Origin of the sequence: Flavobacterium sp. (assembly GCF_028689845.1) — a bacterium.
Taxonomy (GTDB): Bacteria; Bacteroidota; Bacteroidia; order Flavobacteriales; family Flavobacteriaceae; genus Flavobacterium.
Genome location: NZ_JAQVCH010000034.1, coordinates 1 through 25,892, shown reverse-complemented (window position 1 = coordinate 25,892; position 25,892 = coordinate 1). Strand labels below are relative to the sequence as shown.

The following is a 25,892-nucleotide window of genomic DNA, read 5'->3' as shown; positions in this document are numbered from 1 at the left end:
CTATTGGATTGTGTTTTCTAAAATCGGATATGCTGTGATAATTGGGCACTAGTCCACACAAAAGCCACTGCACTTCGGTATTTCTGATGCATTCTTTTTCGAGTTTTCGCGAACTCCGAAGTCCGTTGAGATAGCCATACAAATAAAGTTTCAGAAAGATTTTCGTGTCAAAACTTGGCCGACCTTCGGTTTTTAGGGTTTGCACTTCAAAACCCAATGCTTTTAACTCAAGATGCTCTACAAAAGCATCGATAAATCGTATGGGATTATCGAGAGAAATAGTATCTTCTAAAGACGCAATGGTCATTTGGTTACGGGAAATTCCGGTGATATGTTGCATGGTTAAAAATACAAAATAGTCTGTTTTTATGCAACTTTTTTTTCTATATTTGGAAGTAATAAAACGGAGGTTTTTTCACAGACTGACGTTGTGCAACAGTTAAAAAATACACTCAAAAATTAAATGGTAGAATTAAATTTGTAACTTTGATACTATGGAGGTAAGTTTAGAAAATAAAAAAATTGAATTAATTCAATGGTTGTCAACATTGAACGATAAGACTTTGATTGACAAGTTAATGAAATTAAGAGAAAAAGAAAGAACCGATTGGTGGAACGAAATTTCAGCAAAAGAAAAAGAATCTATTGAAAAAGGGATTCAAGATGCTGATAACGGAAAATTGACATCCCACTCAAACGTGAAAGAAATTTATGAAAAGTGGTTATAAGATACTGTGGACTGACCACGCAATTTCTGAACTAAAGGAAACTATTGAATACCTCGAAAACAACTGGACTGAAGAGGATATAAGAAAGTTTGCTGCAAAATTAGACCACACAGTAGAGTTGATCTCAAAAATGCCTGAAATTTTCCCTGAGTCATTTGAGAAAAAGAACATCCGAAAAGCTGTCGTTGAAAAGCATAATAATCTTTATTATCGAATTAATAAAACTTCAATTGAGATTGTTTCCTTATTTTCGAACAGAAAGAACCCAAATAAGAAAAAGATATAAAACCTTTGCAAAACAATGAGTATAAGCAATGGTTTGTCCTAGCTTACTTGGAAAATCCTGCGGAATTTCCAATGGTAAGTACCTGTTTGCAATTGTCTGTGACGAACCACGCCACTGCTCAAACACGGAACGTTAGCGGTCAGGCTAACACGACACTCAAACGACAAACAGACAACAAACAATTGGACTTAAAGCAATTCTAAACGACAAAAAAATGAAACATTTAATAGTATTATGTTTTACAACGTTTGCATTAATTTCTTGTAACAATCAGAATATTAAAAGTATGACGACATCAGATAACGAAAAAGTAGTAAAACAGTATTTTGAACATTTCAACAATCACGAATGGACAAAAATGGCGAATATGTATTCAGAAATTTCTGAATTTAAAGACCCTTCATTAGGACAAGGAATAGTAAAGCAGACAAGACAACAAATTATTGACAAGTATTCGGAATTAAACAAAGTTTTCCCTGACCTTCACGACCAAGTTATTCAAATTTATCCTTCGGGCGACAAGCATATAATTGTAGAGTTTGTTTCAAGTGGAACAGCACCTGACAGTTCAAAATTCGAGTTACCAATCTGCACTATTTTGACAATTGAAAACGGAATTATAACAAAGGATTTTACCTACTTTGACAATTTTGACGAGCAGGAAAATGAAAAATAATCTTGGCTAAAAAGAAGCCCGAACCGCTAACAGCTAGGGCTTCGTTGGGCTTGAAAAGCCAACAATGAACCCTGTGTTGAACGGAACCGATTACATGCCGTCAACAGATATGGAGTTATCGTTAAGTTGTTTGATTGAATTTCAAGAGGATTAAGTATCCTCTTTTTAAATAGCTTAAATTTATGCAACTATTTTTCTATATTTGGAAGTAATAAAACGGAGGTTTTTTCACAGACTGAAGTTAACTGCAATAATTCCGAAAATGAAGAAAAACATATCAGTTAAAAGAACCTTACTACTAGTTTTGTTGATCACATTAATTATAATGATAATCTATGTGATCAAATTTTATAGACTTTCATTCAAGGATTCACAACCAAATGATTGGAACAATTTTTCTAGTTTTTTTGAGAGTTCACTTAATCCAATATTGACGATAATAAACATAGTAATATTTATCAAGTTAACACTAATAGTACAAAAAGCAAATGAGAACAAATCATGGGTTGACAAAACCGAAAGTTTAGTTTTTAACTTTATAGAGTCTTTGTTTGATTTAGCTTCTTACTTGCGTCAAATTAGTGCTGACACAGCAAAAGAAAAATTAGATAATTATAAAATTTCAGAAATTAAAACTATAGTCGACGTTAAAAATCGACAAATATTTAGGGACCAACTAGCGTTAAAACTTTTTGCTGAGAGTAATCTATTTATCAACTGCCGTACTCGAGAAGAAGTGATAAAACAAAGCTCAAGAATTATTGATTCAATGAATAGTTTTTTAAGTCAAAGTGATGGAGAACTACCTGAAAATAAAAGTTCTTTAATGAAAGAAAAATACATCGAATTTGAAAATGAAATGAAAACATTTATTGAAGTTGCAAAAAAATTTAGTGATGAAATTTATAATATTTAATTACTGCAGTTAGCAGCTAGGGCTTCGTTGGGCTTGAAAAGCCAACAGTGAACCCTGTGTTGAACGGAACCGATTACATGCCGTCAACACTATGGAGTTATCGTTAAGTTGTTTGAATGAATTTCAAGAGGATTAAGTTTCCTCTTTTTTTGTGCAGTAAAATCAAAATGGTTTTTTAGTATTTTTCTTTCCTTTTGGGTCTAGTCATCGCCATTCGTAAAATCCAGTACCAATCATAATGCACCGTTGATTTACAATTTCTTTAAACGAAGGTTTTTCGTGTCGGGTTTCGATGTGGGCGTTTAAGGTGTTTTTCTACTTTCTTGATGGGTCTTTTTGAAGCATGTAGAAACACATAGTTTTTTAGTGATGAGTTAGGAGTTTTTAGTTAGGAGTAAATATACTGAAAGATATTAATTTGATTTCTATGGAAGATAAAAAACCTATTCCATAACCCACAAACTATTCATACCTTTGAAAAAATTATAAAACATGCTTACGCTCGGAACTTATCATACACTTCGCATTGACAGAACAACGCTGGTTGGCTTATTTTTAACGAATGAAACGGAGGATGTTTTATTGCCGATTAAATACGTTCCAAAAAAGTTTGAAATAGATGATAAAATTGAAGTTTTTGTTTACTTAGATCATGAAGAACGTCCCGTTGCAACGACTTTAAAACCCTATATAACACTCAACGATTTTGCTTTTTTGAGAGTGAATTACACCAATCAATTTGGTGCGTATTTAGATTGGGGATTAGAAAAGGATTTATTTGTTCCTTTTGCAGAGCAAGCTCGTCCGATGGAGCAGGGAAAGCGTTATTTTGTTCACTTGTATTTAGACGAAAAAACCAATCGTTTGGTTGCTTCCAGTAAAGTGAATCAATTTTTAAATAAAGAACCTTTACATCTTGAAAGCGGAGCAGAAGTAGATTTAATCATTTCGCATATCACCGACTTAGGTATTAATGTGATTGTGAATGGTACACACAAAGGCTTGGTTTATAAGAATGAGGTTTTTACAGATAATATTCGACCAGGAGATAAAAAAGTAGGCTATATTAAATTGATTCGCCCTGATGGGAAAATTGATGTGACGTTAAATAAAACAGGAATTGAAAGCTTAGAAGAAAACGCACAACTAATTTTAGACGAACTGAAATTCAATAAAGGTTTTTTAAAACTGAATGACAATAGCTCTCCCGAAGATATCAAAACCATACTTCAAATGAGTAAAAAAACCTTCAAAAAAACGATAGGAACTTTATACAAGCAAAAACAAATCGAGATAAAAGAAGACGGAATTTATTTGATAGAATAGGCTAAATTAATTTTTAACCCACAACCCACAACCCACAACCTACCACCTCAAAAAACCTACTCCTCCAATTCCAACGGATAATCGCCAAAAAGCGAAGCTAATCGAGAAGATTTGTACACTTTTCGGGTGAATTTATTGGATAAAGCAATAATCACGACCATTTCTTTTTTCAACGTGGTATAAGAAGAGGTGTTGCCATGCCACCAGCCATTATGATAATGCAAGGTTTGTCCCGTTTCCCATTCATTCATCCGAATGCCAAGTCCATAATTACGAATGCCGCGTTTTTCATAGCTGTAACCTTTTAATGCTTCTTCAACTAAATCGGCACGTAGAAAATCGGTTGAATACGTCGCTAAATCAAATTTTACTAAATCCCGTGGGGTGGAATAAATATTTTTATCGCCATAAATAGCATCAAATTGATCCCAACCATAATTGATGAAATTTCCTTTATACGATTGGCAAACGTTTAATTTTTGAGTAGGAAAATCAATCACAAACGAATCTTGCATTCCTAGGGGTTCAAAAATTTCTTCTTGCATACTAATCGAAAACGATTTTTCAGTTACGGCTTCTGCAATTAAAGCTAAAATCGCATAATTGGTATTGCAATAATCAAAATGGGTGTCATTTTTAGAGAGTAAATTCAATTTATTTTTGCTCAACGTCGTTAATACATCAGCATTGGTTAATACTTTTTTGGAATTCCAACCTTTGATTAATTCACCAAAACGAGAATAATGTGGCAAACCACTTCGGTGATTCAGTAAGGTTTTGACAGTAGTATTTTGATAGGGAAAACTCGGTAAATAGGTTTTTACCTTTTCATTTAAATCAATTTTATTTTGTTGAACGAGTTTCAGAATTAAAGTAGCGGTTAAGACTTTGCTTACTGATGCTAAATGCATCGCAGTGTGCTCATTAATGGCTGTTTTTTGACTATAATTTGCATAACCTTGGTAATCTTCATAGATAATTACACCATTTTTTGCTACTATAAATCCGCCGCTAAAATCCGCTAAAGCAATATTTTTTTTGTAATATTTCGCGATTTCTGCTTCTTTTTCTGCTCTAAACTCTTTGCTTACAGCGTTGATTTCCAAAGCAAAAGGAATGGTTATCTGTGCGGAGTCAATAACCGTAATGGGTTCTGGAATGTGATGAGCTAAAAGGGGTGCTTCTGCTTTTTTTTGACAAGCAGTAGCAAAATATAAGATAGAAATTGCGAGTGCAATTGATTTATAAGTCATTCGAAATGGGTAAACGTTGTGTTGGTTAAACAAAACTAACGCTTTTTGTTTAGAAAAATTTTATATTATCTCAATTTTAGGATTAATTTTCAACAAGTAATTAACAAAAGCATTTTTTTCTTTGGGTGAAATCTAAATACCATCCTAGCGATTATAGTAGGTATAAGCCGTTGGGTTCGATATATTATCCATTTGTGCCAAGTACTGGTTTGAAATATTTTGATTAGATAAACGGTTTTGAAGTTTAATTTTTTGAAATAAATCGATGGCCATTTTCCGTTCTATATTTTTAAGGAGAAAGAGTCTACCAACGTGTCTAAAACTTCTTTACCTTCTGCTTCGTTTTCACTAAAAACCAAAATAGAATAGAGCTTATTGAGATGAGCGATGGTGTAAACTTGTCCAAAATATTGCCCAACACGGTCGATAGAACGCATACCGTAAAGGGATTTATACTCTACAAAAACCTCAGAAACAAGAGTGACTTCCATTCCCATTTGGCCTGCAAAATTAGAAATACTTCCGTTTTTAGAATTTTTTAATACTTTTTTATTCACTTCTTTATTAGTAGAAATGTCTAAACCTTCTGGATAGGTAGCATTGGTGAATAAAATCATCATGCCGTTGTGCATTAATTGATACATTTTTAAGTGCGTATCACCGGCTTCGGTCACAATTTCTTGTTCGTCTATTTTTGGTTCGGCAGGAAATGTGAGCTCAAAATCATCCGTTTGAATAACTTGTGCCTGAGCATAAAATCCTATCAGTAAAATAGTTGCAAAAGAAAGTAATTTTTTCATTCTCATTTTTATAGTTTTCAAAAGCTAAAAATACTATTTTTACACGTAAATTGATATACCATGACAGAAATAAATTGGAAAACAGCCAAAGTTTTTGAAGATATAACCTATAAAAAATGCAATGGCGTAGCTCGAATTGCCTTCAATCGGCCTGATGTTCGGAATGCTTTTAGACCAAAAACCACCTCAGAATTATACCAAGCGTTTTATGACGCTCAAGAAGACACATCGATTGGCGTAGTATTATTGTCGGCAGAAGGACCTTCGTCTAAAGACGGCGTATATTCTTTTTGCAGTGGTGGCGATCAAAAAGCGAGAGGGCACCAAGGCTATGTGGGCGAAGATGGTATGCATCGATTAAATATTTTAGAAGTGCAGCGGTTAATCCGATTTATGCCAAAAGCAGTGATTGCAGTGGTTCCGGGTTGGGCAGTAGGGGGCGGACATAGTTTGCATGTGGTATGCGACTTAACTTTGGCCAGTAAAGAACATGCCTTTTTTAAACAAACCGACGCCGATGTGACCAGTTTTGATGGCGGTTATGGTTCCGCTTATTTGGCTAAGATGGTAGGACAAAAAAAAGCTCGTGAAATTTTCTTTTTAGGAAGAAATTATTCGGCTCAAGAAGCTTTTGAAATGGGAATGGTGAATGCGGTCATTCCACATGCCGAGTTAGAAGCAACGGCTTATGAATGGGCTCAGGAAATTTTAGCAAAATCGCCAACGTCTATCAAAATGCTAAAATTTGCCATGAATTTAACCGACGATGGCATGGTTGGTCAACAAGTTTTTGCTGGCGAAGCCACGCGATTAGCTTATATGACGGACGAAGCCAAAGAAGGACGAGATGCTTTTTTAGAAAAACGAAAACCGAATTTCGAAAAAAAATGGCTTCCGTAATACAGTACTAATTTAAAATTTATTCCCTTGGAAGAGTTTAAAAATGAGGTAGTCGACTTTGATTCATTACCAAAATTTGAATCCGTTGTCTTTGTTCCTTTGCATCGCGATTATTTAAATGTGGTTTATATTAACCAATTCATAATTGCAATTATTGCTTCAATAGCGGCTAGTTTATTCTTGTTCTTTAAAGAGGAGAATAAACCCTTTGTGCTGCCAATTGTATCAGGATTATTTATTTTTATTCTTTTGCTTTTTGGATTTGCGATTTTAAGTTTTCGAAAAAAAGGATACGCTTTACGCGAAAAAGATATACTCTTTCGCAAAGGAGTTATAGCCACCACCACCACCATTATTCCGTTTAATCGCATTCAACATGTGGCTTTACATGAAGGTGCTTTAGATAGAATGTATGACTTAAGTGAATTGCAGGTCTTTACTGCAGGAGGAAGTCACAGCGATTTGTCTATTGCTGGTTTACCAAAAGAACAAGCTGAACAAATAAAAACTTTTTTACTAAATAAGATACTGATTGATAAAGAAATAAATAGTGATATTGAAAGTAAAACTTTAATCTCTTCTGACTTATCGGACGACCCTTTAACGCCAATTTCTGAATCTAAAAAAGACGAAGATGCCATTTGATTTTAGTAAACCACAACGCCAATCAGTGAAAGGCATTGTAATCATGTTTGCTGATTCCTTGCAAAATATCATTCGGGGACTTTGGGTTCCTTTGGTCTTAATTCTCTACAAATTTGATTGGACCAAAATGCTTTTTTTTGGTGTTGCCATCTTTTTTTTGTTAGTCATAATTGGCTGTGTGGCCTATTTTCAATATAAAAATTTCACTTTTTTTTTAGATGAAACTAACGAAGAATTCGTTATTCAAAAAGGAGTGATTACAAAGAATAAAATCACCATTCAATTAGATAAAATTCAGCAAGTCAATATTAATCAGTCGGTTATTCAAAAAATAATTGGTGTTTACAGTGTTGATATCGACACCGCAGGAAGTCAGAAAAAAGAAGTAAGCATTCGTGCCGTTGATAATCAAGTGGCGTTGCGTTTAAAAGACAGGTTGTTGTCTTTTGAAAAGTCTGACGAAAGAAATGCTGTTTCGGAGGAAAACGTTGAAACTGAAAAACCTTTTTTAAAAATTAGCTTTTTAACCCTAGTAAAAGTGGGGTTAACTTCTAATTATGGGCGAAGTGTTGCGTTGATTTTGGGTTTTCTAGGTTCACTGTATGGCGGGTTTTATGATGTTTCAAAATCGTTAGAAGTAGACGAGGAGCAAGTGAGTAGTTTAGTCGAACGCGGTCTTGGCTATTTTTCTCTTTCGTTTTTACTTTTATTGGTGTTTTTGTTGGTTTTGCTAATCAATTTGACCCGAACGGTTGTGAAAAACTTTGATTATCAAGTGAGACTTCAAAACAAAGCCTTAGCCATCAACTTTGGATTGTTTGCCAAAAAAAATACGTTACTAAAGCCTGAAAAAGTTCAAATCACCACCTTTAGCCAGAATTTTTTGCAGAAAAAACTGAATTTATTTGATGTTAAATTGAAGCAAGCTTCATCTAGTGACGAATCGGATCAAGACACTAAAAAAGCAATTATTGAAGTGCCCGGTTGCAATTTGGTTGAGCGAGACCGTTTTTTAAAAATGATTCTGAACGAAATTGTTCCAACGGAAGCATCGCTCAAGCCAAATTTTCGATTTGTGCTGGTCTCTAGTTTTGTGGGTATTTTACTTCCAGTGTTCTTCTTTATCCTACTCGGTTTGTTCGTTTTTCAAAATCTTCAACCGTATTTTCCAATAATACCGTTTTATATCGTTTTAATGGGAATTGTAATTTATTTTAAATACCTCAATTACAAGTTGTTACTCTCTAAAGAACAAATTATTATCAAACAAAATGCATGGGATATAGAACAACAGCTTTTACAACCTTATAAAATACAAGGAATCACCACAAAACAGTATTTCTGGCAAAAAAGTGCGGATATTGTTCACTTAACGATTCATACCGCAGCAGGCGATGTGCGTTTTAATTATGCGAATTATTCCCAACTCAAACCCTGGATTAATTATTGGTTGTATGAAGTAGAACGTTCCAATAGAAGTTGGATGTAAATACGCAATAATTCTATTACCTTTGCGACATAAAAATAAATAAGTTAACATGAAACATTGGATTGAGGCGGCACGGTTAAGAACGTTACCGTTATCGGTTTCTGGAATTTTAGTAGGTAGCTTTTATGCGTTGGCGAGTCCGACAGAAAATGTTTTGACACCCACACAAGTTTTTAGTTGGAAAATTTTCGGACTTTTATTACTTACTACTTTGGGACTTCAAGTGCTCTCTAATTTTGCCAACGACTATGGCGACGGCGTTAAAGGTACCGATAATGAAGACCGAATTGGTCCCAAACGGGCTTTGCAAAGTGGTGTTATTTCCCCTCAAGCAATGAAAAAAGCGATAGTTATTACGGCTTTTTTGACTTTTCTTTCCGCTGTTTTGCTAATTTATACGGCTTTTCATTTTACGTATTTCTATTATTCCTTATTCTTTTTGGTGTTAGGAATTATCGCAATTACTTCAGCTATCCGTTATACGGTAGGAACGGGAGCGTATGGTTACCGAGGATATGGTGATATTTTTGTGTTTGTGTTTTTTGGATTAGTGAGCACCTATGGTTCTTATTTTATGTTTGCAAAAGTGTTTGACGTAAGCCTTTTATTGCCTGCCATTGCAATCGGTTTTTTAAGCGTAGGCGTACTCAATTTGAATAACATGCGGGATGAAGATTCCGATAGAAAAGTGGGAAAAAACACTTTAGTGGTTAAAATGGGTGGAGCAAAAGCCAAGCAGTACCATTACTTTTTGGTGATTACAGCCATGGTTTTATTATTAATTTTCGGATTTGTACAAAACTTTGCCATTGATCAGTTTTTATACCTTATTGTGTTTTTGCCATTAACCAGCCATCTTTTACGGGTAAAAAGAGCAACTAATCCAGCTGATTTAGACCCTGAATTAAAACGTTTGGCTATCAGTACGTTTTTAGTTTCGTTACTGCTTTCCTTATGTTTGATCTATTTTATTTCGGATATGCTAGTTTAAACTTAAAAACAGAGAATTATGAAAATTACATTTTACGGACATGCCTCACTTGGAATTGAAGTAGGCGGAAAACATGTTTTAGTTGATCCTTTTATTTCGGGAAATCCAAAAGCAGCAAAAATTGATATTTCAACCTTGCAAGCCGATTATATTTTGCTCACGCATGCCCATCAAGACCATATTTTAGATGTAGAAGCGATTGCGAAACGCACCAACGCCGTAATTGTTTCCAATTGGGAGATTGCAACTTATTATGCAAACAAAGGCTTTCAGAGCCATCCTATGAATCATGGCGGAAGTTGGGAATTTGATTTTGGTAAGGTAAAATACGTCAATGCTATCCATTCTAGTTCTTTTCCTGATGGAACGTATGGTGGAAATCCGGGTGGATTTGTGATTGAAGGTGAACGCAAAAACATTTATATCGCGGGAGATACGGCTTTAACAATGGATATGAAACTCATTCCGATGCGAACAAAACTCGACTTAGCTATTTTACCAATTGGCGATAATTTCACGATGGATGTAGAAGATGCGATTACAGCCGCCGAATTTGTGGAATGTGAAAAGATTTTAGGCGTTCACTTTGATACCTTTGGTTATATTGAAATTGACCATGACGCAGCAATTAAACAGTTTTTTGAAAAAGGAAAAGATTTGATGTTGTTATCAATTGGTGATTTTATTGAATTGTAGCTTGAAAGCGACTTATCACAAATATAATTTAGAATTCAAAAGACCTTCTGGGACTTCACGTGGCATTTTAACTCAAAAAGAAACGTGGTTTTTGTTTGTAGAATCTAATGGAAAAATCGGAATAGGCGAGTGCGGACTACTACGAACCTTGAGCATTGATGATCGTCCCGATTATGAAGCGAAACTAAAATGGGTTTGCAATAATATCCAGCTTGGAGAAGCAGAGCTTTGGGAAGCCTTAATCGAATTTCCTTCTATTCAGTTTGGTGTAGAAATGGCTTTTCAATCGTTGAAAAGCGAAAATCCTTTTGTTTTGTTTCCTTCAGCATTCACTAATGGAACAAAATCAATTCCGATAAATGGGCTCGTTTGGATGGGTGAGGAGTCGTTTATGAAGGAGCAAATTGAAGAAAAAATTACCCAAGGTTTCGACTGTATCAAATTGAAGATTGGTGCGATAGATTTCGAGAAAGAATTGGGATTATTGCGTTTTATTCGACAACATTTTGATGAAAAAACCATCGAAATTAGAGTGGATGCTAACGGAGCTTTTGGTTTAAATGAAGCTTTAAATAAATTGAATCAACTAGCTGAATATAAATTACATAGCATAGAGCAGCCTGTTCAAAAAAACAATACTGACAAGATGGCAGAGCTGTGTTTTTCAAGTCCTTTTCCCATTGCCTTAGATGAAGAGTTACTTGGAGTGTTTTTAGATCAAGATAAAAGGGATTTGTTAGAAAAAATTAAACCACAATACCTCATTTTGAAGCCGAGTTTAGTTGGTGGTTTTCGTGGCACAAAAGAATGGATTACGTTGGCAGAAGAATTGAATATTGGTTGGTGGGTCACTTCTGCTTTAGAAAGCAATATAGGATTAAACGCCATCGCTCAATGGACGTTTTTACAAAATAATCCAATGCCTCAAGGGTTGGGCACCGGCGGCTTATACACCAATAACTTTGAATGCCCACTTGAAGTGATGCATGGAAAATTACTTTATAATCCTAGTTTGTCTTGGGATTTGGATGGAATTTTAGGGTTAAATCGTTAATTTAGTCTTGTTTTTTAGTAGAAAGAAATTTTTAGGATGCTTTGCCGTGGAGTCAGAGGCATTAACAGCGATTTAGAGAATGAATTCTACAATGAGTTGTGAGTAATAAAAGCTTGTGGCTTAAAAAAAACAACACAAAAAGATTCGTGTGGGTTTGCTGATTAATCTAAATTCTCAATAAACGTTGCAAGTGATTTTCTTGCCTTTTCTCTAATTTTAGCTTTAAAAAAAGGAGTCCAACCCAACAAATATCCTTTCCAGCCTAATGCCATGCCGCTCCATTTCCAAAGGTTAAAGGTGTCGGTATGTTTAAAAATTAAGCCCTCTTTAAATTCAAAATTAGCCTGAATGGTATTGATTACTTTGCGTTTGGTTTGGCTAAATTCATAGGTCGCAATCCATTTTGCTTTTCCATAGATTTCTGTTGCTTCGATGTCTTCGAATTCTATTGACAAATTCCCTTTACTTCGTTTTAAGAGCATTTCCCACATCGAAATTACTTCATGATGATTGAGATTGCCAAAGACAGGATCTGAAAAACTAGCTTCTGCATGATAGCAACTTGCCATCACTGCAGCGTTTTCTTGTCTAAACGCTTCATAAAATCGGACTAACGTTTTATGGTTTGAATTCATCTTTCCAATCTTTCGTGGTGATAGAGGTCACTTTATTCTCGGCATTCACTGCCACCCGAAGTTCTTTAATGCTGTATTTTTTTTCGTATACACATTGGTAGCGAAATACGGTAATTCCTTCTTCTTCTAATCGAAAGACTTCTTTTAATTTAATATCTTGAAACTGACCAAACTTGCGTAAAATGTTTTGACAGGTTATGGAAATCTTGTCTTTGTTTATTTTTTGAATGACTTCGGCTGTTGCTTCTTCAGAGGTAAACGGTTTGAAGGTCGACGTATTGCAAGTCATCAATACCCGTTTTCCTAATTCATACGAACGGTTTTTTTGAATACTACTCACTTCCGTAAGAGCAAGTTTCGTCACACTCGTTTTAGATTCCGCACTAGTGGCATTCGTTTTTCTAGCTTTACATCCAATAAAAACGCTAATCAATAAAAGAAATACTATTTTTTTCATGCTATATTTTTAATAATAAATTCGGATCCGGACAATTTAGTTGGTAAAAGGAAAGTGTTTCTTCGCTACAAACGCCAGGGTAATCACCTGTTTTTCCTTCTAAATCGCTTATAATTTGAAAATGTAAATGGGCAGCATAATCGCCATTCACACTGGCATCGCCTAAGGTTGCAAGCGGTTCTCCTTTTGAAAACACTTGTCCTATTTTGATGTTTTCAATACTTTCTAACGATAAATGACCATAAAGCGTATAAAAGGTACACGTATTTAACAAATGCTCTAAGATGATTGTCGGGCCGTAATCTCCAACGTTGTTGTTGTTTTGAAAACTATGCACTTTACCTTCTAACGCTGCTAAAACAGGCGTTCCAGCTTTTATCCATAAATCAACACCTAGGTGAATGTTCCGCTCTTTTTCACGTGAATTATTAAAAACAGAGCTACGTTCATATAAACTTCGTTGCTCAATATAGCCACCGTAGGCTACTTTTGCCTTTTTATCTTCCAAATAATTTTCTAGCAAAACGTCATAATCTGCTGCCGTTTTTGGATGATTTTCTTTCAACAACGCACTCATGCTAGACAAATCAATCGCCACATAAGCATTGTAGTCTATTGAAGAATCAATGACATAACAGCGTTCTTCTTGTAGGAGTTCTTTTTCTAGTTCAGTCATTTTTTTATTTTTTGGAAAGAAAAAAGCCGTTTCTGACACGGCTTTTGTATTGTTTTTACATTATTTTAATATAAATTGGGATATTCACTTGGATTAACTTCATGCATCATGGCGTACACTTTTTCGAAAATATCTTCGACCGAAGGTTTTGAAAAATAATCACCGTCTGTTCCATAAGCAGGTCGATGTGCTTTTGAAGCTAAAGTTTGTGGCTTACTATCGAGGTAGTCATATCCGTTTTGTACATCTACAATTTGTTGCAAAATATAAGCAGAAGCACCACCCGGAACATCTTCATCAACCACCAACAAACGATTTGTCTCCATTAAACTCTTCTTAATGTCATGGTTTATATCAAATGGTAAAAGCGACTGTATGTCAATTACTTCGCAGCTGATTCCGATTTCTTGTAATTCTTTTGCTGCTTGTTCTACCAATCGAAGGGTAGACCCATATGAAACAATTGTGATGTCGCTTCCTTTACGAATTGTTTCGGTAATTCCAATTGGTGTTTTGAATTGACCTATGTTGAGCGGCATTTTTTCTTTTAAACGATAACCGTTCAAACATTCCACTACTAAAGCCGGTTCGTCGGTTTCTAATAGAGTATTGTAGAAACCGGCCGCCTTGGTCATATTTCGAGGAACTAAAACGTGTATTCCACGTATCGCATTTATAATCATACCCATTGGTGAACCAGAATGCCAAACGCCTTCTAAACGATGTCCACGTGTTCGGATGATTAACGGAGCTTTTTGACGGCCTTTTGTGCGGTATTGTAGGGTTGCCAAATCATCACTCATGATTTGAATGGCATATAATAAATAATCTAAATATTGAATTTCAGCAATAGGACGAAGGCCTCGCATGGCCATGCCAATTCCTTGACCTAAAATGGTTGCTTCGCGAATTCCGACATCGGCGACTCGCAATTCACCATATTTTTCCTGCATTCCTTCTAATCCTTGGTTTACATCGCCAATAGTTCCAGCGTCTTCACCAAAAATTAAGGTTTCAGGATATTTCGTGAAGATGGCATCAAAATTATCTCGTAATACTAATCGTGCATCAACCTCTTCGGCATTTTCGTCATAGGTGGGCAACACTTCTTTGACCGAATAAACCGTTTCATTGGATTCTGAGAATAAGTGAGAACTAAATTTTGGTTGAATTTTTTCGGTATATTGTGTAATCCAATTTGCTAAGAGGGGTTGATTCTTTTCGCCAATAAGCAAACGAAGAATTCTTCTTGCTGTGGTTAGAATATCTTTGCGAATAGGCTCTTTACTATCTTTTAAATCTTGTGCATATTTTTGAATAAACACCCGATTCACACTGGTAGAAGCAATAGATTCTAAAAGCGATAGCAATTCGTTTTGTTCATTTTTCACAGGGTCAACAAAAGCTGACCAAGCAGCTTTTTTGCCTTCTAATACTGCTTTTTTAGCCTCATTTTCCATTTCTTCTAATTCAGCACTCGTCGCAATAGTGTTGGCAATCATCCATAAACGCATTTGAGCCAAGCAATCAAATTCTGCTTCCCAGGCCAATCGTTCTGTGTTTTTATAGCGTTCGTGACTTCCAGAAGTTGAGTGTCCTTGCGGTTGTGTCAATTCTTTTACGTGAATTAAGACGGGAACATGTTCTTCTCGAGCAATTTGAGCGGCTCGTTGATACGTTCCTACTAATGCGGCATAATCCCAACCTAAAACGGTCATGATTTCATAGCCTTTATGTTGTTCGTCCCGTTGAAAACCTTTGAGGATTTCAGAGATATTTTCTTTAGTAGTTTGGTGTTTAGCGTGTACAGAAATCCCGTATTCATCATCCCAAACGCTCATCACCATAGGAACTTGAAGTACGCCTGCGGCATTGATTGTTTCAAAGAACAAACCTTCGCTGGTGCTGGCATTTCCGATGGTTCCCCAGGCAATTTCATTTCCGTTTTCTGAAAATTTATTTTTCTTTGGTAAAACCGATACGTTGCGGTATATTTTTGATGCTTGTGCTAAACCTAGTAGTCGCGGCATTTGACCAGCAGTAGGAGAAATGTCTGAACTCGAATTTTTTTGTTGGGTTAAGTCGTTCCACTTTCCGTTTTCGTCAAGCGAATGCGTAGCAAAATGTCCGCCCATTTGACGACCAGCACTCATGGGGTCTGCCGCTAAATCGGCATGTCCATATAAACCCGCAAAGAATTGCTGAATGGTTAATTGGCCAATAGCCATCATAAACGTTTGATCGCGGTAATAACCTGAACGAAAATCACCATTTTGAAATGCTTTTGCTAAAGCTAATTGTGGCACTTCTTTTCCGTCACCAAAAATGCCGAATTTGGCTTTTCCAGTTAAAACTTCACGACGTCCTAATAAAGAACATTCTCTACTGATAATGGCAATTTTATAATCGTTTAAAACTTCGGTTTTAAAGTCTTCAAATGTTAACGCAGGCTTCGTTCCTTCTACTATCATAAATGTAAATTAATTCTTGTAATCAACAAATTTAATTAAAAACTAGCAATAAAAACACATTAGGTGTGAAAATTGTTTTTAAATCATTGATAAAAAACGGACCTTTAATCGTCTTTTTAATGAATAATAAGTTAAAAAAAATAAAAAACAATGAATATAATGTAATTCTACAGGATTTATAAAAAGTTTAAAACCATTTTCTAGTGAATAATCCAATAAGCGTATTTGGGTTTAAGGTAAACATAAATCGCATCTTACTAAGGTAATTTCCTTGATCCATTTCAAAACCATTATTAGAATAAATCGGCATATAAATTTCAAAATAATCAGTCAATAAATTAAGTCGAATACCGCTTTCATGGATAAACTTCGTTTTAATGTTTTCATTTTTAACGAGCCCAATGTCGCCATAAAGTTCAATCCAATTCCAAATACTGTAACTCGTATTGAGCGTGGTGAGCCATTTATTGGACAATTTAGTGTCGATTCGCGATTTAAATCCGCCTTCACCAACTACATATTGTTGACTAAAAAAACCAGAAGTTTCTGAGCGTCCATATAAGTTGTAATCAAATAAATAATCATTGACTTGAGAAACTCCAAAATCATAAAAATCAGTATCCGTAGTTTGATATAAAAAGGTGCCAACATACCATCTAATATTGAATTGTCGATTTTTTTCATCTAGTTTTCGGTATTCCAATTCAAAGGAGCCTTTTCCGAATGTTTGATCAAATTGCATATCGCCTTTAAAACTCAAATGACTTAAAACTTCCGTTCGACTATTAAGGTATTTAATGTTAAAAATGGAGTAGTCTTGGTTGTTTTCCGTGTCCGTAATATCAATAAAATCAGTTTGTTGTCGGTCAATTATTACATATCTAAAAAGCAATTGTTCCCGGTGATTGTCTCGAAAATCTTTTTGACGTTTTTTGAAAATCACCATCGGATTAAACTTGTAAAACTCGGCATCTGGAGCATAGTGAAAACGCGAACCCGAAAGACTATAGGTTGTTTGATACCATTCGCTATTTCGGTTATTTTGAGTATATAAAAAGCTAAATGATCCTACAAATGTTTTGGATTTTATTCCCCAAACGGGATTAAGGTCATAAATGAAGGGTCGATTTAAGATTGTTTTATTATAAAACCGAATTCCAGGCATAAAACCATCGTATAAATTATAATTTAAAATAGGAACATATAAAACTTGGTGGTATCTTGAATCTTCTAAATCTTGAAAAAAGCTAAATTTAAAAGGTTTATTGGTTAGGTGGAAAGTTTTTAGCGACCGCCAATTATTCCCTTGATTAATTTCCGGAACCTCATTTTCATAATTTAAAGCAATTTTATCTGCTTTTTGGTTAGGTAAGGTAATGGTTGAATCTTTTTCGAAACCTTCAATCCATTGTTTAAAAATGACTTGTTTGTTTTTAAAAACATAAATAGGAAAAGGAACGGCTGTTCCCGTTTTGTTTTCAATTGTTGCGGTAATACTGTCAGCATTTTTTGTCACTGTGGTGAATTTATAATCAATTAATTTTCGCGAATTAATGACTGTATCGTAAAACCAATCTAAATTTTTATCTGTCTTTTGAGTGAGTACATCTCTAAAACTTTTACTAGATGTAATTTGATTTAAGTTGCTTTTATAGAAGTCTTTAATGCTAGCAGAAACGAGTTCATTTCCTAAATAGCTATCTAAATATTTTAAGCTTAAACCTGCTCGGTATTTGCCCGCAATTTGTTCATTGAATTTTAAAAAAGTATCCTTTGAATTTCCCACCGCTTGGTCTAAGTTTTTACGAGCCATCAACAAATAGAAGTAGCTGTATTGTTCATTAAATCCAATATTCATTAAATGATATCCTTTTAGCAATCTTAATTTACTAATGTTTCCCATCATGGTTAAATCAGGATAATGTTCTTCAATATAATTCATCATCAAATAGACCTGAATTCCATCATAAATCCAGTTGTCTTTTCGAGGATCTAAATGCAACGATGTTTCTAAAAAGGAACTGGTATACGTTTTCAAAAATTTTAATTCGAAGAGTAACTCGTTTGGAAACGGACTTAAAAAAGCGGGTAATTGATTCAATCCATAAAATGGGTTTCTATCATAATCAACTTGAGCAATTGTTATTTTTTCATATGGATAGGGTCCAATATTTTCAGAAACAAAGTTGACTACACGGTCAATGGCAATTGCTTTTTGAATATCATCGACTTTGTTTCCTTCTAGATTAGTAACAACTTCCACTTTATCGTTCTTATAACTGTTATACGATAAACGAGGCTCAATAAAAAGTGTAAAATTGGTTCTGTTTCTTCCTTCGAATTGGTACGTTTGATTTAGGGTATCTGTTAATATTTTGGAGACATTTAAATCGGATGTAATTTTTAAAAATTTTGAAGATTTAAAATTCAAACGCACATTAAACATATCGTTGGCAATATCTTCAAGATTTAAATTACTATAATTCACAAACTGATAACCTTCTAAACGGGCAGGAGTGAGGAACCAATTTCTTAATTGATAACCGCCAGAAATATCAAAACCATAACGAGTGAATTTATCATTTGGAATTTTGATGTAATACAGCAAATTTAATTTTACTTTTTCATTTGGATGAAGAGGTTTTGATAGTAAAATTTCAACTAAATCGGGATGCTTGTCTGGCCTACACCATTCCACCTTTTTATTTTCAGTATCTAAAACAGATAGATTATTTGTGCTTCCACGATCTTTTGAACTGGCAAGATGAAAACCACGGTAATGTTCATCAGAAAAACGTTTGGCCAAAGGAGTATTTTTTTCTGAAAATGAATTATTCCAATCGTTTAAAACAATTTTATATAAGGTAAACTCTGATGTGTTGTGATAAATCAACTCTTGTTTAATTAGAATTAATTTTTCGTTGGGCAAAAGTTCGGCCGTTAGAAATTGCTGGTGTTGAGAAAATCCAACACCAGAACACAAAAACAATAAAAAGGAAATGACAATCTTAGCAATCGTATTCAAAGTAGCAATCTTATTTAGGTTGAAAGGTAGTAAATAAAAAGAAATTAATTTTCTATTAATGTTAAAAACACTAGCGTTTAAGATAATATTAAGTAAATTTGACAAAACTAATATTTCCATGACAAAAAGATTACTTCTTTGGGTCGGACTTTTTATGACAACTTTTTTACAAGCTCAAGTTGTGATAAATGAAGTCGATTCAGATACACCCGGACTCGATGTGAAAGAATTCATCGAATTGAAATCAACCTCTCCTTATTTTTCTCTTGACGGTTATAGTATTGTAATGTTTAATGGTAGTTCTTCCGGCTTAGGCTCATTGAGTTATTTTGCCATTAATTTAGATGGATTAGTAACTGATGCCAATGGGATTGTGTTGATTGGTAATGAACAAGTTATCCCTTCAGCTTCTTTGCTTTTTCCTCAAAATACGATACAAAATGGCCCAGATGCTATTGCTCTTTATTTTCAAGATGCAAGTGTTTATCCGATTGATACTCCTGCCAATGCTACAAATTTAGTAGATGCTTTGGTCTATGGAACAGGAGCAACACAAGCCTCTGCACTCAAAACAATTTTAGGTGTTTCCACACAAATTAATGAAAATGTAAATTCTGCAGCCGCTACGCAATCGATTCAGCGTAAAAATGATGGCACTTATGAAGTCAAAGCTCCCACGCCAAGAGCAAATAATGATGGAACGGGGATTGTGTATAACGGAATTACCACTACAACAAGTGCGAGTGTTATTAATGAAGGTAATAGCGTTACCTTAACTTTTACAACCGATGTCCCTTCTAACGACAACTTAATGTTCAATTTAAACTTGGATAATGGTACGTTTAATAGTACGGATTTTACTGGAAATCTTACGATTTCGATATTGACTGGGCAATCAGTAGGAACAACGACTATTCAGCTTTTAGATGACGGAATTAATGATGGCGACGAAGAAATGTCTATTACAGTTGGGCAATTACCAGAAGGATTTTTAGCTTCAAATAACAATGTGAAGGTCCGCGTGAAAGACGTTAATTTTGTAACAGAAAACTATGGTTCACCTTTATCGCCTAGTTATGGAAACGTCATTAGTACAGTTCCAGATGGTTATTATGCTTCTTTAGAAGGACTTTCTGGGCAAACCTTGAAACAAGCTTTACAAGATATTATTGCTAATCCAGATGTGGTTCACGCTCATAATTATGGTGATATTGTTGAAATTTTAAAAACGGCCGACCAAAATCCAGCGAATAGTAATGAGGTTTGGTTACTGTATACAGAACAACCTCGATCTAAAATTGATTATCAACTTGGCCCAAGTATTGTTGGGTTTTGGAATAGAGAACATATTTGGCCGCAATCAAGAGGTGGTTTCGCTAATGGAACTTCTTCGTTTGCCGATGGAATTGATGTTTGGTTGCCTACCAACGCCAATGATATTTTAGCCGGTCATGCCGATGCACATCATATTCGGGCAGCAGATGGTCAGGAAAACAGTTCGAGAAGTAACCGTGATTTTGGTACGGATTACAACGGACCGACTGGAAATCTAGGAAGTTGGAAAGGCGATGTTTCTCGAGCTTTATTTTATATGGCTGTCCGCTACAACGGATTGAATTTAGTTAACGGGAATCCTGACGATGGAATTGTAGGACAAATGGGTGATTTGACTTCTTTGTTAAGTTGGAATGTAGTTGATCCTGCAGATGATTTTGAAATGAATCGAAATAATTATATCGCAACTTGGCAAGAAAATAGAAATCCGTTTATTGATTATCCAGCATTAGCCGATTATATTTGGGGAGCAAATATGGGACAACAATGGTTTTCAACTTTAAGTCAACCTTCATTTTTAGAGTCAGCGGTTCAGGTTTATCCTATTCCTACTCGCGATGAACTAACTATTAGTGGAATTGAAACACAAGCCCATATAGAAATCATTTCGCTTAGTGGCGTTTCTGTTTTTAAAACGACGATTGATGGTTTTACGCAGTTAAAACTTAATTTATCGGCCGGTATGTATTTGATGAAAATTCAAGCAGCCAATCAAACAATAACTAAAAAGATAATCATTAAATAAAAAAAAACACGAATTAAAATTGCTTAATTCGTGTTTTTATTTTTTTAGCCGATTAGAAATTCGGACTCAAATTGTATTTTTTGTAAAAAGTATCCAAGGCTTCAACAACCTCATCTTCATTATCTACCAATCGAATTAAATTCATGTCTTCTGGACTAGCATTTTTAAACTTGTCTATCATGACGTTTTTAATCCAGTCTAATAAACCAGACCAATATTCTCTTCCTACTAAAATAATGGGGAATTTTCCGATTTTTTTAGTTTGAATTAAGGTCACTGCTTCAAATAATTCATCTAAAGTCCCAAAACCACCCGGCATCACCACAAACCCCTGAGAATATTTTACAAACATTACTTTTCTAACAAAAAAGTAATCAAAATTGAGGTTTTTATCTTTATCAATATAGGGATTAAAATGTTGTTCAAAAGGTAATTCGATATTTAATCCTACTGAAGTTCCTTCACCACGATGAGCTCCTTTGTTTCCTGCTTCCATAATTCCAGGTCCGCCACCAGTAATTACACCATAGCCTGCTTTGCTAATTTTATAAGCAATACTTTCTGCTAATTCATAATATTTATCACCTGGTTTTGTTCTAGCAGAACCAAAAACCGACACACATGGTCCAATTCTTGACATACTTTCATAGCCATTCACAAATTCGGACATGATTTTAAAAATTGCCCAAGAATCATTGGTTCGAATTTCATTCCATGTTTTTTGTTTAAACTTTTCTTGTATTTTATCGTCTTCGTTTACGTATTTTTCTAATGACATTTTTTTATTTTTAAATTAAACAAACATGCTAAAGTAATTCTTTTTTGAGAAATTTAGCGGTAAAGCTTTTTTTGTTTTTTACTATTTCTTCGGGCGTTCCTTTGCAAATCACTTCTCCGCCACCTTTTCCGCCTTCTAATCCAATGTCAATGACATAATCGGCTAATTTTATCACATCCATATTGTGCTCAATAATCAAAACTGTATTTCCTTTATCTACTAATTTAGTGATGACTTCCATCAATACCCGAATATCTTCAAAGTGAAGTCCGGTAGTCGGTTCATCTAAAATATAAAAAGTATTTCCGGTATCTTTTTTAGAGAGTTCGGATGCTAATTTTATGCGTTGTGCTTCACCTCCCGAAAGTGTTGTGCTTTGCTGTCCGAGCGTAATATATCCTAAACCTACCTCTTGAATGGTTTTTACTTTTCGGAATATTTTCGGAATATTTTCAAAAAAATCAACCGCTTCATCAACCGTCATATTCAAGACATCAGAAATCGATTTTCCCTTATATCGAATTTCCAACGTTTCGCGATTAAAACGTTTTCCCATACAAGTTTCACACTCTACATAAACATCGGGCAAAAAGCTCATTTCAATGGTTCGAACTCCAGAACCTTCGCAAGTTTCACAGCGACCACCGGCGACATTAAAGCTGAATCGCCCCGCTTTATAACCACGAATCATCGCTTCGGGTGTTTGGGTATATAATCGTCTAATTTCCGAAAAAACATCGGTATATGTTGCTGGATTACTCCGTGGTGTACGACCAATCGGACTTTGGTCTATTGCAATCACTTTGTCGATATGTTCTAAACCTTCAATTTTTTTATAGGGTTGCGGTTTTTTGACGGCATTAAAAAAATGTTCGTTTAAAATAGGATAGAGCGTTTCATTAATCAATGTTGATTTTCCACTTCCAGAAACTCCAGTAACGCAAATTAGTTTCCCTAAAGGAAATTCGACAGTTAGATTTTTTAGGTTGTTTCCCGTTGCACTATACAATTTCAGGGTTTTGCCATTTCCATCTCGGCGTTTTTTTGGAACTTCAATTTTTAAATCGCCATTCAAGTACTTAGCTGTAGTGGTTTGTTCTTTTAATAATTGTTGAGGTGTTCCTTCACTGATAATTTGACCTCCAAAACGACCTGCTTTTGGACCAATATCAATTACCCAATCGGCCCGAACAATCATGTCTTTGTCGTGTTCTACCACAATAACAGAATTGCCAATATCGCGAAGATTTTCTAACGAATTGATTAAGCGTTCGTTGTCGCGTTGATGCAATCCAATACTAGGTTCATCTAAAATATATAAAACACCAACTAATTGAGAGCCAATCTGTGTTGCCAATCGAATTCGCTGAGCTTCTCCTCCAGACAATGATTTTGAACTTCTATTCAAGGAGAGGTAATTTAAACCAACATCTAGTAAAAACTGTAACCTAGTTTTGATTTCTTTATTTATTTCAACCGCAATTGCTTTTTGTTTTTCAGATAATTTTGCCTCTACGTTTTCAAACCATTGGGTTAGTTCCGAAATATCCATTTGGGCTAAATCGGCAATATTCTTCTCATTTATTTTAAAATAAAGTGCTTCTTTTTTAAGACGGCTACCTAAACAAGTGGGGCATTCTACCTCATCCATAAATTCTTTAGCCCATCGTTTGATAGAAGTCGAATTGTTTTCGTCAAATTGATTTTTGATAAAATTTGAAATTCCTTCAAATTCAATTTTATATTCTTTAGTAATGCCTAAGGTTTTTGAAGCAACGGTAAATTTATCTTTACCACCGTTTAAAATCATAGCCATGGCTTCCGCCGAAATGGAATCAATTGTATCGGTAATTTTAAATCCAAATTTCTCGCCAATTACTTCTAATTGCTTGAAAATCCAAGTGCTTTTATATTCGCCTAATGGAGCAAAACCACCTTGTTTAATAGATAGAGAAGTATTCGGGATGATTTTTTTTAAATTGATTTCGTGAATCATTCCAAGACCATTGCAATGCTCGCAAGCTCCTTTGGGCGAGTTGAACGAAAAATTATTTGGTTCCGGATTTGGATAGGAAATGCCAGAAGTGGGACACATGAGTGTTCTACTAAAATAACGAACTTCCTCCGTTTCCTGTTCGATAACCATCATCACATCATCACCATGATGCATCGCCGTATTAATACTTTCTGAGAGTCTTTTATCGGTTTCTGTTTCGGAATCAATTAACATGCGGTCAATCACAATTTCAATATCATGGGTTTTATAGCGGTCGACTTTCATGCCCACAACGATATCTTGAATTTTACCATCTACACGTACTTTTACAAATCCTTGTTTAGCAATTTGTTGAAATAACTCGGCATAATGGCCTTTTCGTGAACGAATGACAGGAGCTAAGATGTTGATTCGTTTATCTTTAAATGATTCTAAAATTAATTTCTTAATCTGTTCATCCGAATAAGAAACCATTTTTTCTCCCGTATTATAGCTATATGCATCTGCAGCACGAGCAAATAAAAGCCGTAAAAAATCGTAAATTTCGGTAATTGTACCAACCGTTGATCGTGGACTTTTATTGGTAGTTTTTTGTTCAATCGCAATCACTGGGGAAAGCCCATCAATTTTGTCTACATCAGGCCGCTCTAATCCGCCTAAAAATTGGCGAGCATAGGCCGAAAAAGTTTCAATGTAACGGCGTTGACCTTCGGCATAAATCGTGTCAAAAGCCAATGAAGACTTTCCAGAACCAGAAAGTCCCGTTATGACAACGAGTTTTTCTCGTGGAATGGAAACATCGATATTCTTTAAGTTGTGAACTCGTGCTCCTAATACTTCAATCTTTTCTTCGGTATACGACATATAATTTTTGGCAAAACGCAAAGTTACAATTTTGAAAGAAAGATTTCGACATACACATGCGAAGAATTTGTTAAACAATTTCTATTTTTGAATAATTAAAAATGAAACGTATGAAAATATTAGGAATTGGCTCTCGAATCAAGCATGTAGAATTTGGTTTGGGTGTTGTAACCAATGTAACAGCAAAACACTATTGGGTTACTTTTATTGAAAATGGATTAGAAACAATTGATGTCGACTCGGAATTTGAAGTAATTGAAGCGTTGGAAGACGAAGTAGATTCGGTTAGTTTTTATGAAGTAGAACGAACCTTGAAGAATGTTTTGCAACGTTGGTCAGATGTCTCTCAAATTGTTCCCATTGCCGATAAATGGAAAGGTGGAAAACTCATTATGGAGCCTGGAACGGCAACACAAAATAAAGAAGTGCCAATCGATGTGTTTTTCCATAAAATAACAATGGTTAGAGATAGAATACGAGTCATGGAACAAAAGATAAATTCAAGTAATTTAGAAGAATCCGAAAAAATCGATTTGCAACAATATATTACTCGAATTTATGGTAGTTTAACCACATTTAATGTCTTGTTTAAAAGCACGTCCGATTATTTTGTTGGTGATAAAAGTAAGTAAAAATAGTAGTAGACAGTCTCAGTTTACAGTCTCCGGTAAAACGAATATTACTGTAAACCGATTCTGAAAACTAATTTCTCTTCCGTTGCCGATTATCCATATAATCTTGAATTGCTTTTTTAGAAGTATACCAGTTTTTCCCTTCTTTATGTGCATCGATTTTTCCTTGACGAGCCAATAAACTGATATATTCTTGACTATAAGTAGCGTCGGGCTCACTGACAATATTGCTAATTTCTTGATAATCATAATCACTATCTGGCAAAGAACTTAAATAAATACTTAGAGTTCGTTCTACGGCTTGACACATTAACAACATTAGTTTTTGGTAATTTCCTTGATTGGCTTGGTTTAATGTGGATATACTAATTTAGCTTCCAGTTAAAGTTAGGAATAAAATCTTATTTTTAACCTATGAAACGAGAAAGAAAAATTTATGATGCAGCTTTTAAGACCAAAGCTGTGCAACTAAGCAACGAAAGGGCTAATATTTCAGAACTAGCTAGGGAACTTGGTGT

General features: G+C 34.8%; 24 protein-coding genes and 1 pseudogene. 13 read left to right on the top strand and 12 right to left on the bottom strand.

The window, feature by feature from the left end:
* A partial coding sequence (locus PHR76_RS11340; RefSeq protein ID WP_300062601.1) for a transposase occupies nucleotides 1–340 on the bottom strand: 340 nt, incomplete at its 3' end.
* A gap of 154 nt (nucleotides 341–494) precedes the next feature.
* On the opposite strand from PHR76_RS11340, the gene PHR76_RS11335 reads away from it, so the two are divergent.
* From PHR76_RS11335 to PHR76_RS11320, 4 genes are all read left to right on the top strand, one after another.
* The gene (locus PHR76_RS11335; RefSeq protein WP_300062597.1) at nucleotides 495–728 is read left to right on the top strand and encodes a hypothetical protein; all 234 of its coding nucleotides are present in this window, start codon (nucleotides 495–497) and stop codon (nucleotides 726–728) included.
* The gene (locus PHR76_RS11330; RefSeq protein ID WP_300062594.1) at nucleotides 712–1,014 is read left to right on the top strand and encodes a type II toxin-antitoxin system RelE/ParE family toxin; all 303 of its coding nucleotides are present in this window, start codon (nucleotides 712–714) and stop codon (nucleotides 1,012–1,014) included. Before PHR76_RS11335 ends, PHR76_RS11330 begins: the two co-directional genes overlap by 17 nt.
* A 214-nt stretch (nucleotides 1,015–1,228) precedes the next feature.
* Nucleotides 1,229–1,690, top strand: coding sequence for a nuclear transport factor 2 family protein (locus PHR76_RS11325; protein ID WP_300062591.1), 462 nt, complete (start codon nucleotides 1,229–1,231; stop codon nucleotides 1,688–1,690).
* A gap of 262 nt (nucleotides 1,691–1,952) precedes the next feature.
* Nucleotides 1,953–2,606: a hypothetical protein gene (locus PHR76_RS11320; protein ID WP_300062588.1), complete on the top strand. Its 654-nt coding sequence runs from the start codon at nucleotides 1,953–1,955 to the stop codon at nucleotides 2,604–2,606.
* A 204-nt stretch (nucleotides 2,607–2,810) separates the two neighbouring features.
* Here PHR76_RS11320 and PHR76_RS13205 read toward each other — a convergent pair.
* Nucleotides 2,811–2,906: pseudogene (locus tag PHR76_RS13205) on the bottom strand (SOS response-associated peptidase family protein); the annotation flags it as partial.
* Nucleotides 2,907–3,098: 192 nt separating this feature from the next.
* On the opposite strand from PHR76_RS13205, the gene PHR76_RS11315 reads away from it, so the two are divergent.
* Nucleotides 3,099–3,932 carry a S1-like domain-containing RNA-binding protein gene (locus tag PHR76_RS11315; protein WP_300062585.1) on the top strand — a complete coding sequence of 278 codons (834 nt, stop codon included), beginning with the start codon at nucleotides 3,099–3,101 and terminating at the stop codon, nucleotides 3,930–3,932.
* 56 nt (nucleotides 3,933–3,988) lie between these two features.
* Here the strand turns inward: PHR76_RS11315 and PHR76_RS11310 are convergent, their stop codons facing one another.
* Both PHR76_RS11310 and PHR76_RS11305 read right to left on the bottom strand, forming a co-directional pair.
* Entirely contained in the window at nucleotides 3,989–5,185 is a 1,197-nt protein-coding gene (locus tag PHR76_RS11310) for a serine hydrolase domain-containing protein (protein ID WP_300062582.1), read from the bottom strand.
* Between the two features lie 281 nt (nucleotides 5,186–5,466).
* Nucleotides 5,467–5,991 carry a hypothetical protein gene (locus PHR76_RS11305; RefSeq protein ID WP_300062579.1) on the bottom strand — a complete coding sequence of 175 codons (525 nt, stop codon included), beginning with the start codon at nucleotides 5,989–5,991 and terminating at the stop codon, nucleotides 5,467–5,469.
* A 54-nt stretch (nucleotides 5,992–6,045) separates the two neighbouring features.
* Between PHR76_RS11305 and PHR76_RS11300 the strand changes: the two genes are divergently transcribed.
* Genes PHR76_RS11300 through PHR76_RS11275 form a run of 6 tightly spaced genes read left to right on the top strand, consistent with a single transcriptional unit; the run spans nucleotide 6,046 to nucleotide 11,760 of the window.
* Nucleotides 6,046–6,885: a 1,4-dihydroxy-2-naphthoyl-CoA synthase gene (locus tag PHR76_RS11300; RefSeq protein ID WP_300062577.1), complete on the top strand. Its 840-nt coding sequence runs from the start codon at nucleotides 6,046–6,048 to the stop codon at nucleotides 6,883–6,885.
* Between the two features lie 27 nt (nucleotides 6,886–6,912).
* A complete protein-coding gene (locus PHR76_RS11295) occupies nucleotides 6,913–7,530 on the top strand; it encodes a PH domain-containing protein (RefSeq protein WP_300062575.1) in 618 nt (205 codons plus the stop codon).
* Entirely contained in the window at nucleotides 7,520–9,019 is a 1,500-nt protein-coding gene (locus tag PHR76_RS11290) for a PH domain-containing protein (RefSeq protein ID WP_300062572.1), read from the top strand. Before PHR76_RS11295 ends, PHR76_RS11290 begins: the two co-directional genes overlap by 11 nt.
* Nucleotides 9,020–9,068: 49 nt before the next feature.
* Entirely contained in the window at nucleotides 9,069–10,010 is a 942-nt protein-coding gene (menA, locus tag PHR76_RS11285) for a 1,4-dihydroxy-2-naphthoate octaprenyltransferase (protein ID WP_300062569.1), read from the top strand.
* An 18-nt stretch (nucleotides 10,011–10,028) separates the two neighbouring features.
* Nucleotides 10,029–10,706: a metal-dependent hydrolase gene (locus PHR76_RS11280; RefSeq protein WP_300062566.1), complete on the top strand. Its 678-nt coding sequence runs from the start codon at nucleotides 10,029–10,031 to the stop codon at nucleotides 10,704–10,706.
* Between the two features lies 1 nt (nucleotide 10,707).
* Entirely contained in the window at nucleotides 10,708–11,760 is a 1,053-nt protein-coding gene (locus PHR76_RS11275; protein ID WP_300062563.1) for an o-succinylbenzoate synthase, read from the top strand.
* Nucleotides 11,761–11,921: 161 nt separating this feature from the next.
* Here the strand turns inward: PHR76_RS11275 and PHR76_RS11270 are convergent, their stop codons facing one another.
* From PHR76_RS11270 to PHR76_RS11250, 5 genes are all read right to left on the bottom strand, one after another.
* Nucleotides 11,922–12,395: a nuclear transport factor 2 family protein gene (locus PHR76_RS11270; RefSeq protein WP_300062560.1), complete on the bottom strand. Its 474-nt coding sequence runs from the start codon at nucleotides 12,393–12,395 to the stop codon at nucleotides 11,922–11,924.
* A complete protein-coding gene (locus PHR76_RS11265) occupies nucleotides 12,379–12,852 on the bottom strand; it encodes a hypothetical protein (RefSeq protein WP_300062557.1) in 474 nt (157 codons plus the stop codon). Before PHR76_RS11265 ends, PHR76_RS11270 begins: the two co-directional genes overlap by 17 nt.
* Nucleotide 12,853: 1 nt before the next feature.
* Entirely contained in the window at nucleotides 12,854–13,528 is a 675-nt protein-coding gene (locus PHR76_RS11260; protein ID WP_300062554.1) for a peptidoglycan DD-metalloendopeptidase family protein, read from the bottom strand.
* 65 nt (nucleotides 13,529–13,593) lie between these two features.
* The gene (locus PHR76_RS11255) at nucleotides 13,594–15,999 is read right to left on the bottom strand and encodes an alpha-ketoacid dehydrogenase subunit alpha/beta (RefSeq protein WP_300062552.1); all 2,406 of its coding nucleotides are present in this window, start codon (nucleotides 15,997–15,999) and stop codon (nucleotides 13,594–13,596) included.
* Nucleotides 16,000–16,186: 187 nt separating this feature from the next.
* Nucleotides 16,187–19,144, bottom strand: a complete 2,958-nt coding sequence (locus tag PHR76_RS11250) for an aminopeptidase (protein WP_300062549.1) — start codon at nucleotides 19,142–19,144, stop codon at nucleotides 16,187–16,189.
* Here PHR76_RS11250 and PHR76_RS11245 point away from each other — a divergent pair.
* On the top strand, nucleotides 19,143–21,104 hold the full coding sequence (locus PHR76_RS11245; protein WP_300062546.1) for an endonuclease: 1,962 nt from the start codon (nucleotides 19,143–19,145) through the stop codon (nucleotides 21,102–21,104). The two genes, PHR76_RS11250 and PHR76_RS11245, sit on opposite strands and share 2 nt — an antisense overlap.
* 52 nt (nucleotides 21,105–21,156) lie before the next feature.
* Here PHR76_RS11245 and PHR76_RS11240 read toward each other — a convergent pair whose 3' ends face one another.
* Both PHR76_RS11240 and uvrA read right to left on the bottom strand, forming a co-directional pair.
* Nucleotides 21,157–21,882: a TIGR00730 family Rossman fold protein gene (locus PHR76_RS11240; RefSeq protein WP_300062543.1), complete on the bottom strand. Its 726-nt coding sequence runs from the start codon at nucleotides 21,880–21,882 to the stop codon at nucleotides 21,157–21,159.
* Nucleotides 21,883–21,910: 28 nt separating this feature from the next.
* Nucleotides 21,911–24,742 carry an excinuclease ABC subunit UvrA gene (uvrA, locus tag PHR76_RS11235; RefSeq protein ID WP_300062540.1) on the bottom strand — a complete coding sequence of 944 codons (2,832 nt, stop codon included), beginning with the start codon at nucleotides 24,740–24,742 and terminating at the stop codon, nucleotides 21,911–21,913.
* Nucleotides 24,743–24,852: 110 nt separating this feature from the next.
* Here uvrA and PHR76_RS11230 point away from each other — a divergent pair, with 110 nt between their 5' ends.
* The gene (locus PHR76_RS11230) at nucleotides 24,853–25,374 is read left to right on the top strand and encodes a hypothetical protein (protein ID WP_300062537.1); all 522 of its coding nucleotides are present in this window, start codon (nucleotides 24,853–24,855) and stop codon (nucleotides 25,372–25,374) included.
* 70 nt (nucleotides 25,375–25,444) lie between these two features.
* Here PHR76_RS11230 and PHR76_RS11225 read toward each other — a convergent pair whose 3' ends face one another.
* The gene (locus tag PHR76_RS11225; RefSeq protein WP_300062534.1) at nucleotides 25,445–25,684 is read right to left on the bottom strand and encodes a hypothetical protein; all 240 of its coding nucleotides are present in this window, start codon (nucleotides 25,682–25,684) and stop codon (nucleotides 25,445–25,447) included.
* Nucleotides 25,685–25,892 lie beyond the last annotated feature (208 nt).

Bases quoted from the DNA above. Each gene is read 5' to 3' on its own strand.
- PHR76_RS11335 (WP_300062597.1), top strand. From the start codon at position 495: ATGGAGGTAAGTTTAGAAAATAAAAAAATTGAATTAATTCAATGGTTG.
- PHR76_RS11330 (WP_300062594.1), top strand. From the start codon at position 712: ATGAAAAGTGGTTATAAGATACTGTGGACTGACCACGCAATTTCTGAA.
- PHR76_RS11325 (WP_300062591.1), top strand. From the start codon at position 1,229: ATGAAACATTTAATAGTATTATGTTTTACAACGTTTGCATTAATTTCT.
- PHR76_RS11320 (WP_300062588.1), top strand. From the start codon at position 1,953: ATGAAGAAAAACATATCAGTTAAAAGAACCTTACTACTAGTTTTGTTG.
- PHR76_RS11315 (WP_300062585.1), top strand. From the start codon at position 3,099: ATGCTTACGCTCGGAACTTATCATACACTTCGCATTGACAGAACAACG.
- PHR76_RS11310 (WP_300062582.1), bottom strand. From the start codon at position 5,185: ATGACTTATAAATCAATTGCACTCGCAATTTCTATCTTATATTTTGCT.
- PHR76_RS11305 (WP_300062579.1), bottom strand. From the start codon at position 5,991: ATGAGAATGAAAAAATTACTTTCTTTTGCAACTATTTTACTGATAGGA.
- PHR76_RS11300 (WP_300062577.1), top strand. From the start codon at position 6,046: ATGACAGAAATAAATTGGAAAACAGCCAAAGTTTTTGAAGATATAACC.
- PHR76_RS11290 (WP_300062572.1), top strand. From the start codon at position 7,520: ATGCCATTTGATTTTAGTAAACCACAACGCCAATCAGTGAAAGGCATT.
- menA (WP_300062569.1), top strand. From the start codon at position 9,069: ATGAAACATTGGATTGAGGCGGCACGGTTAAGAACGTTACCGTTATCG.
- PHR76_RS11280 (WP_300062566.1), top strand. From the start codon at position 10,029: ATGAAAATTACATTTTACGGACATGCCTCACTTGGAATTGAAGTAGGC.
- PHR76_RS11270 (WP_300062560.1), bottom strand. From the start codon at position 12,395: ATGAATTCAAACCATAAAACGTTAGTCCGATTTTATGAAGCGTTTAGA.
- PHR76_RS11265 (WP_300062557.1), bottom strand. From the start codon at position 12,852: ATGAAAAAAATAGTATTTCTTTTATTGATTAGCGTTTTTATTGGATGT.
- PHR76_RS11260 (WP_300062554.1), bottom strand. From the start codon at position 13,528: ATGACTGAACTAGAAAAAGAACTCCTACAAGAAGAACGCTGTTATGTC.
- PHR76_RS11255 (WP_300062552.1), bottom strand. From the start codon at position 15,999: ATGATAGTAGAAGGAACGAAGCCTGCGTTAACATTTGAAGACTTTAAA.
- PHR76_RS11245 (WP_300062546.1), top strand. From the start codon at position 19,143: ATGACAAAAAGATTACTTCTTTGGGTCGGACTTTTTATGACAACTTTT.
- PHR76_RS11250 (WP_300062549.1), bottom strand. From the start codon at position 19,144: ATGGAAATATTAGTTTTGTCAAATTTACTTAATATTATCTTAAACGCT.
- PHR76_RS11240 (WP_300062543.1), bottom strand. From the start codon at position 21,882: ATGTCATTAGAAAAATACGTAAACGAAGACGATAAAATACAAGAAAAG.
- uvrA (WP_300062540.1), bottom strand. From the start codon at position 24,742: ATGTCGTATACCGAAGAAAAGATTGAAGTATTAGGAGCACGAGTTCAC.
- PHR76_RS11230 (WP_300062537.1), top strand. From the start codon at position 24,853: ATGAAAATATTAGGAATTGGCTCTCGAATCAAGCATGTAGAATTTGGT.
- PHR76_RS11225 (WP_300062534.1), bottom strand. From the start codon at position 25,684: ATGTGTCAAGCCGTAGAACGAACTCTAAGTATTTATTTAAGTTCTTTG.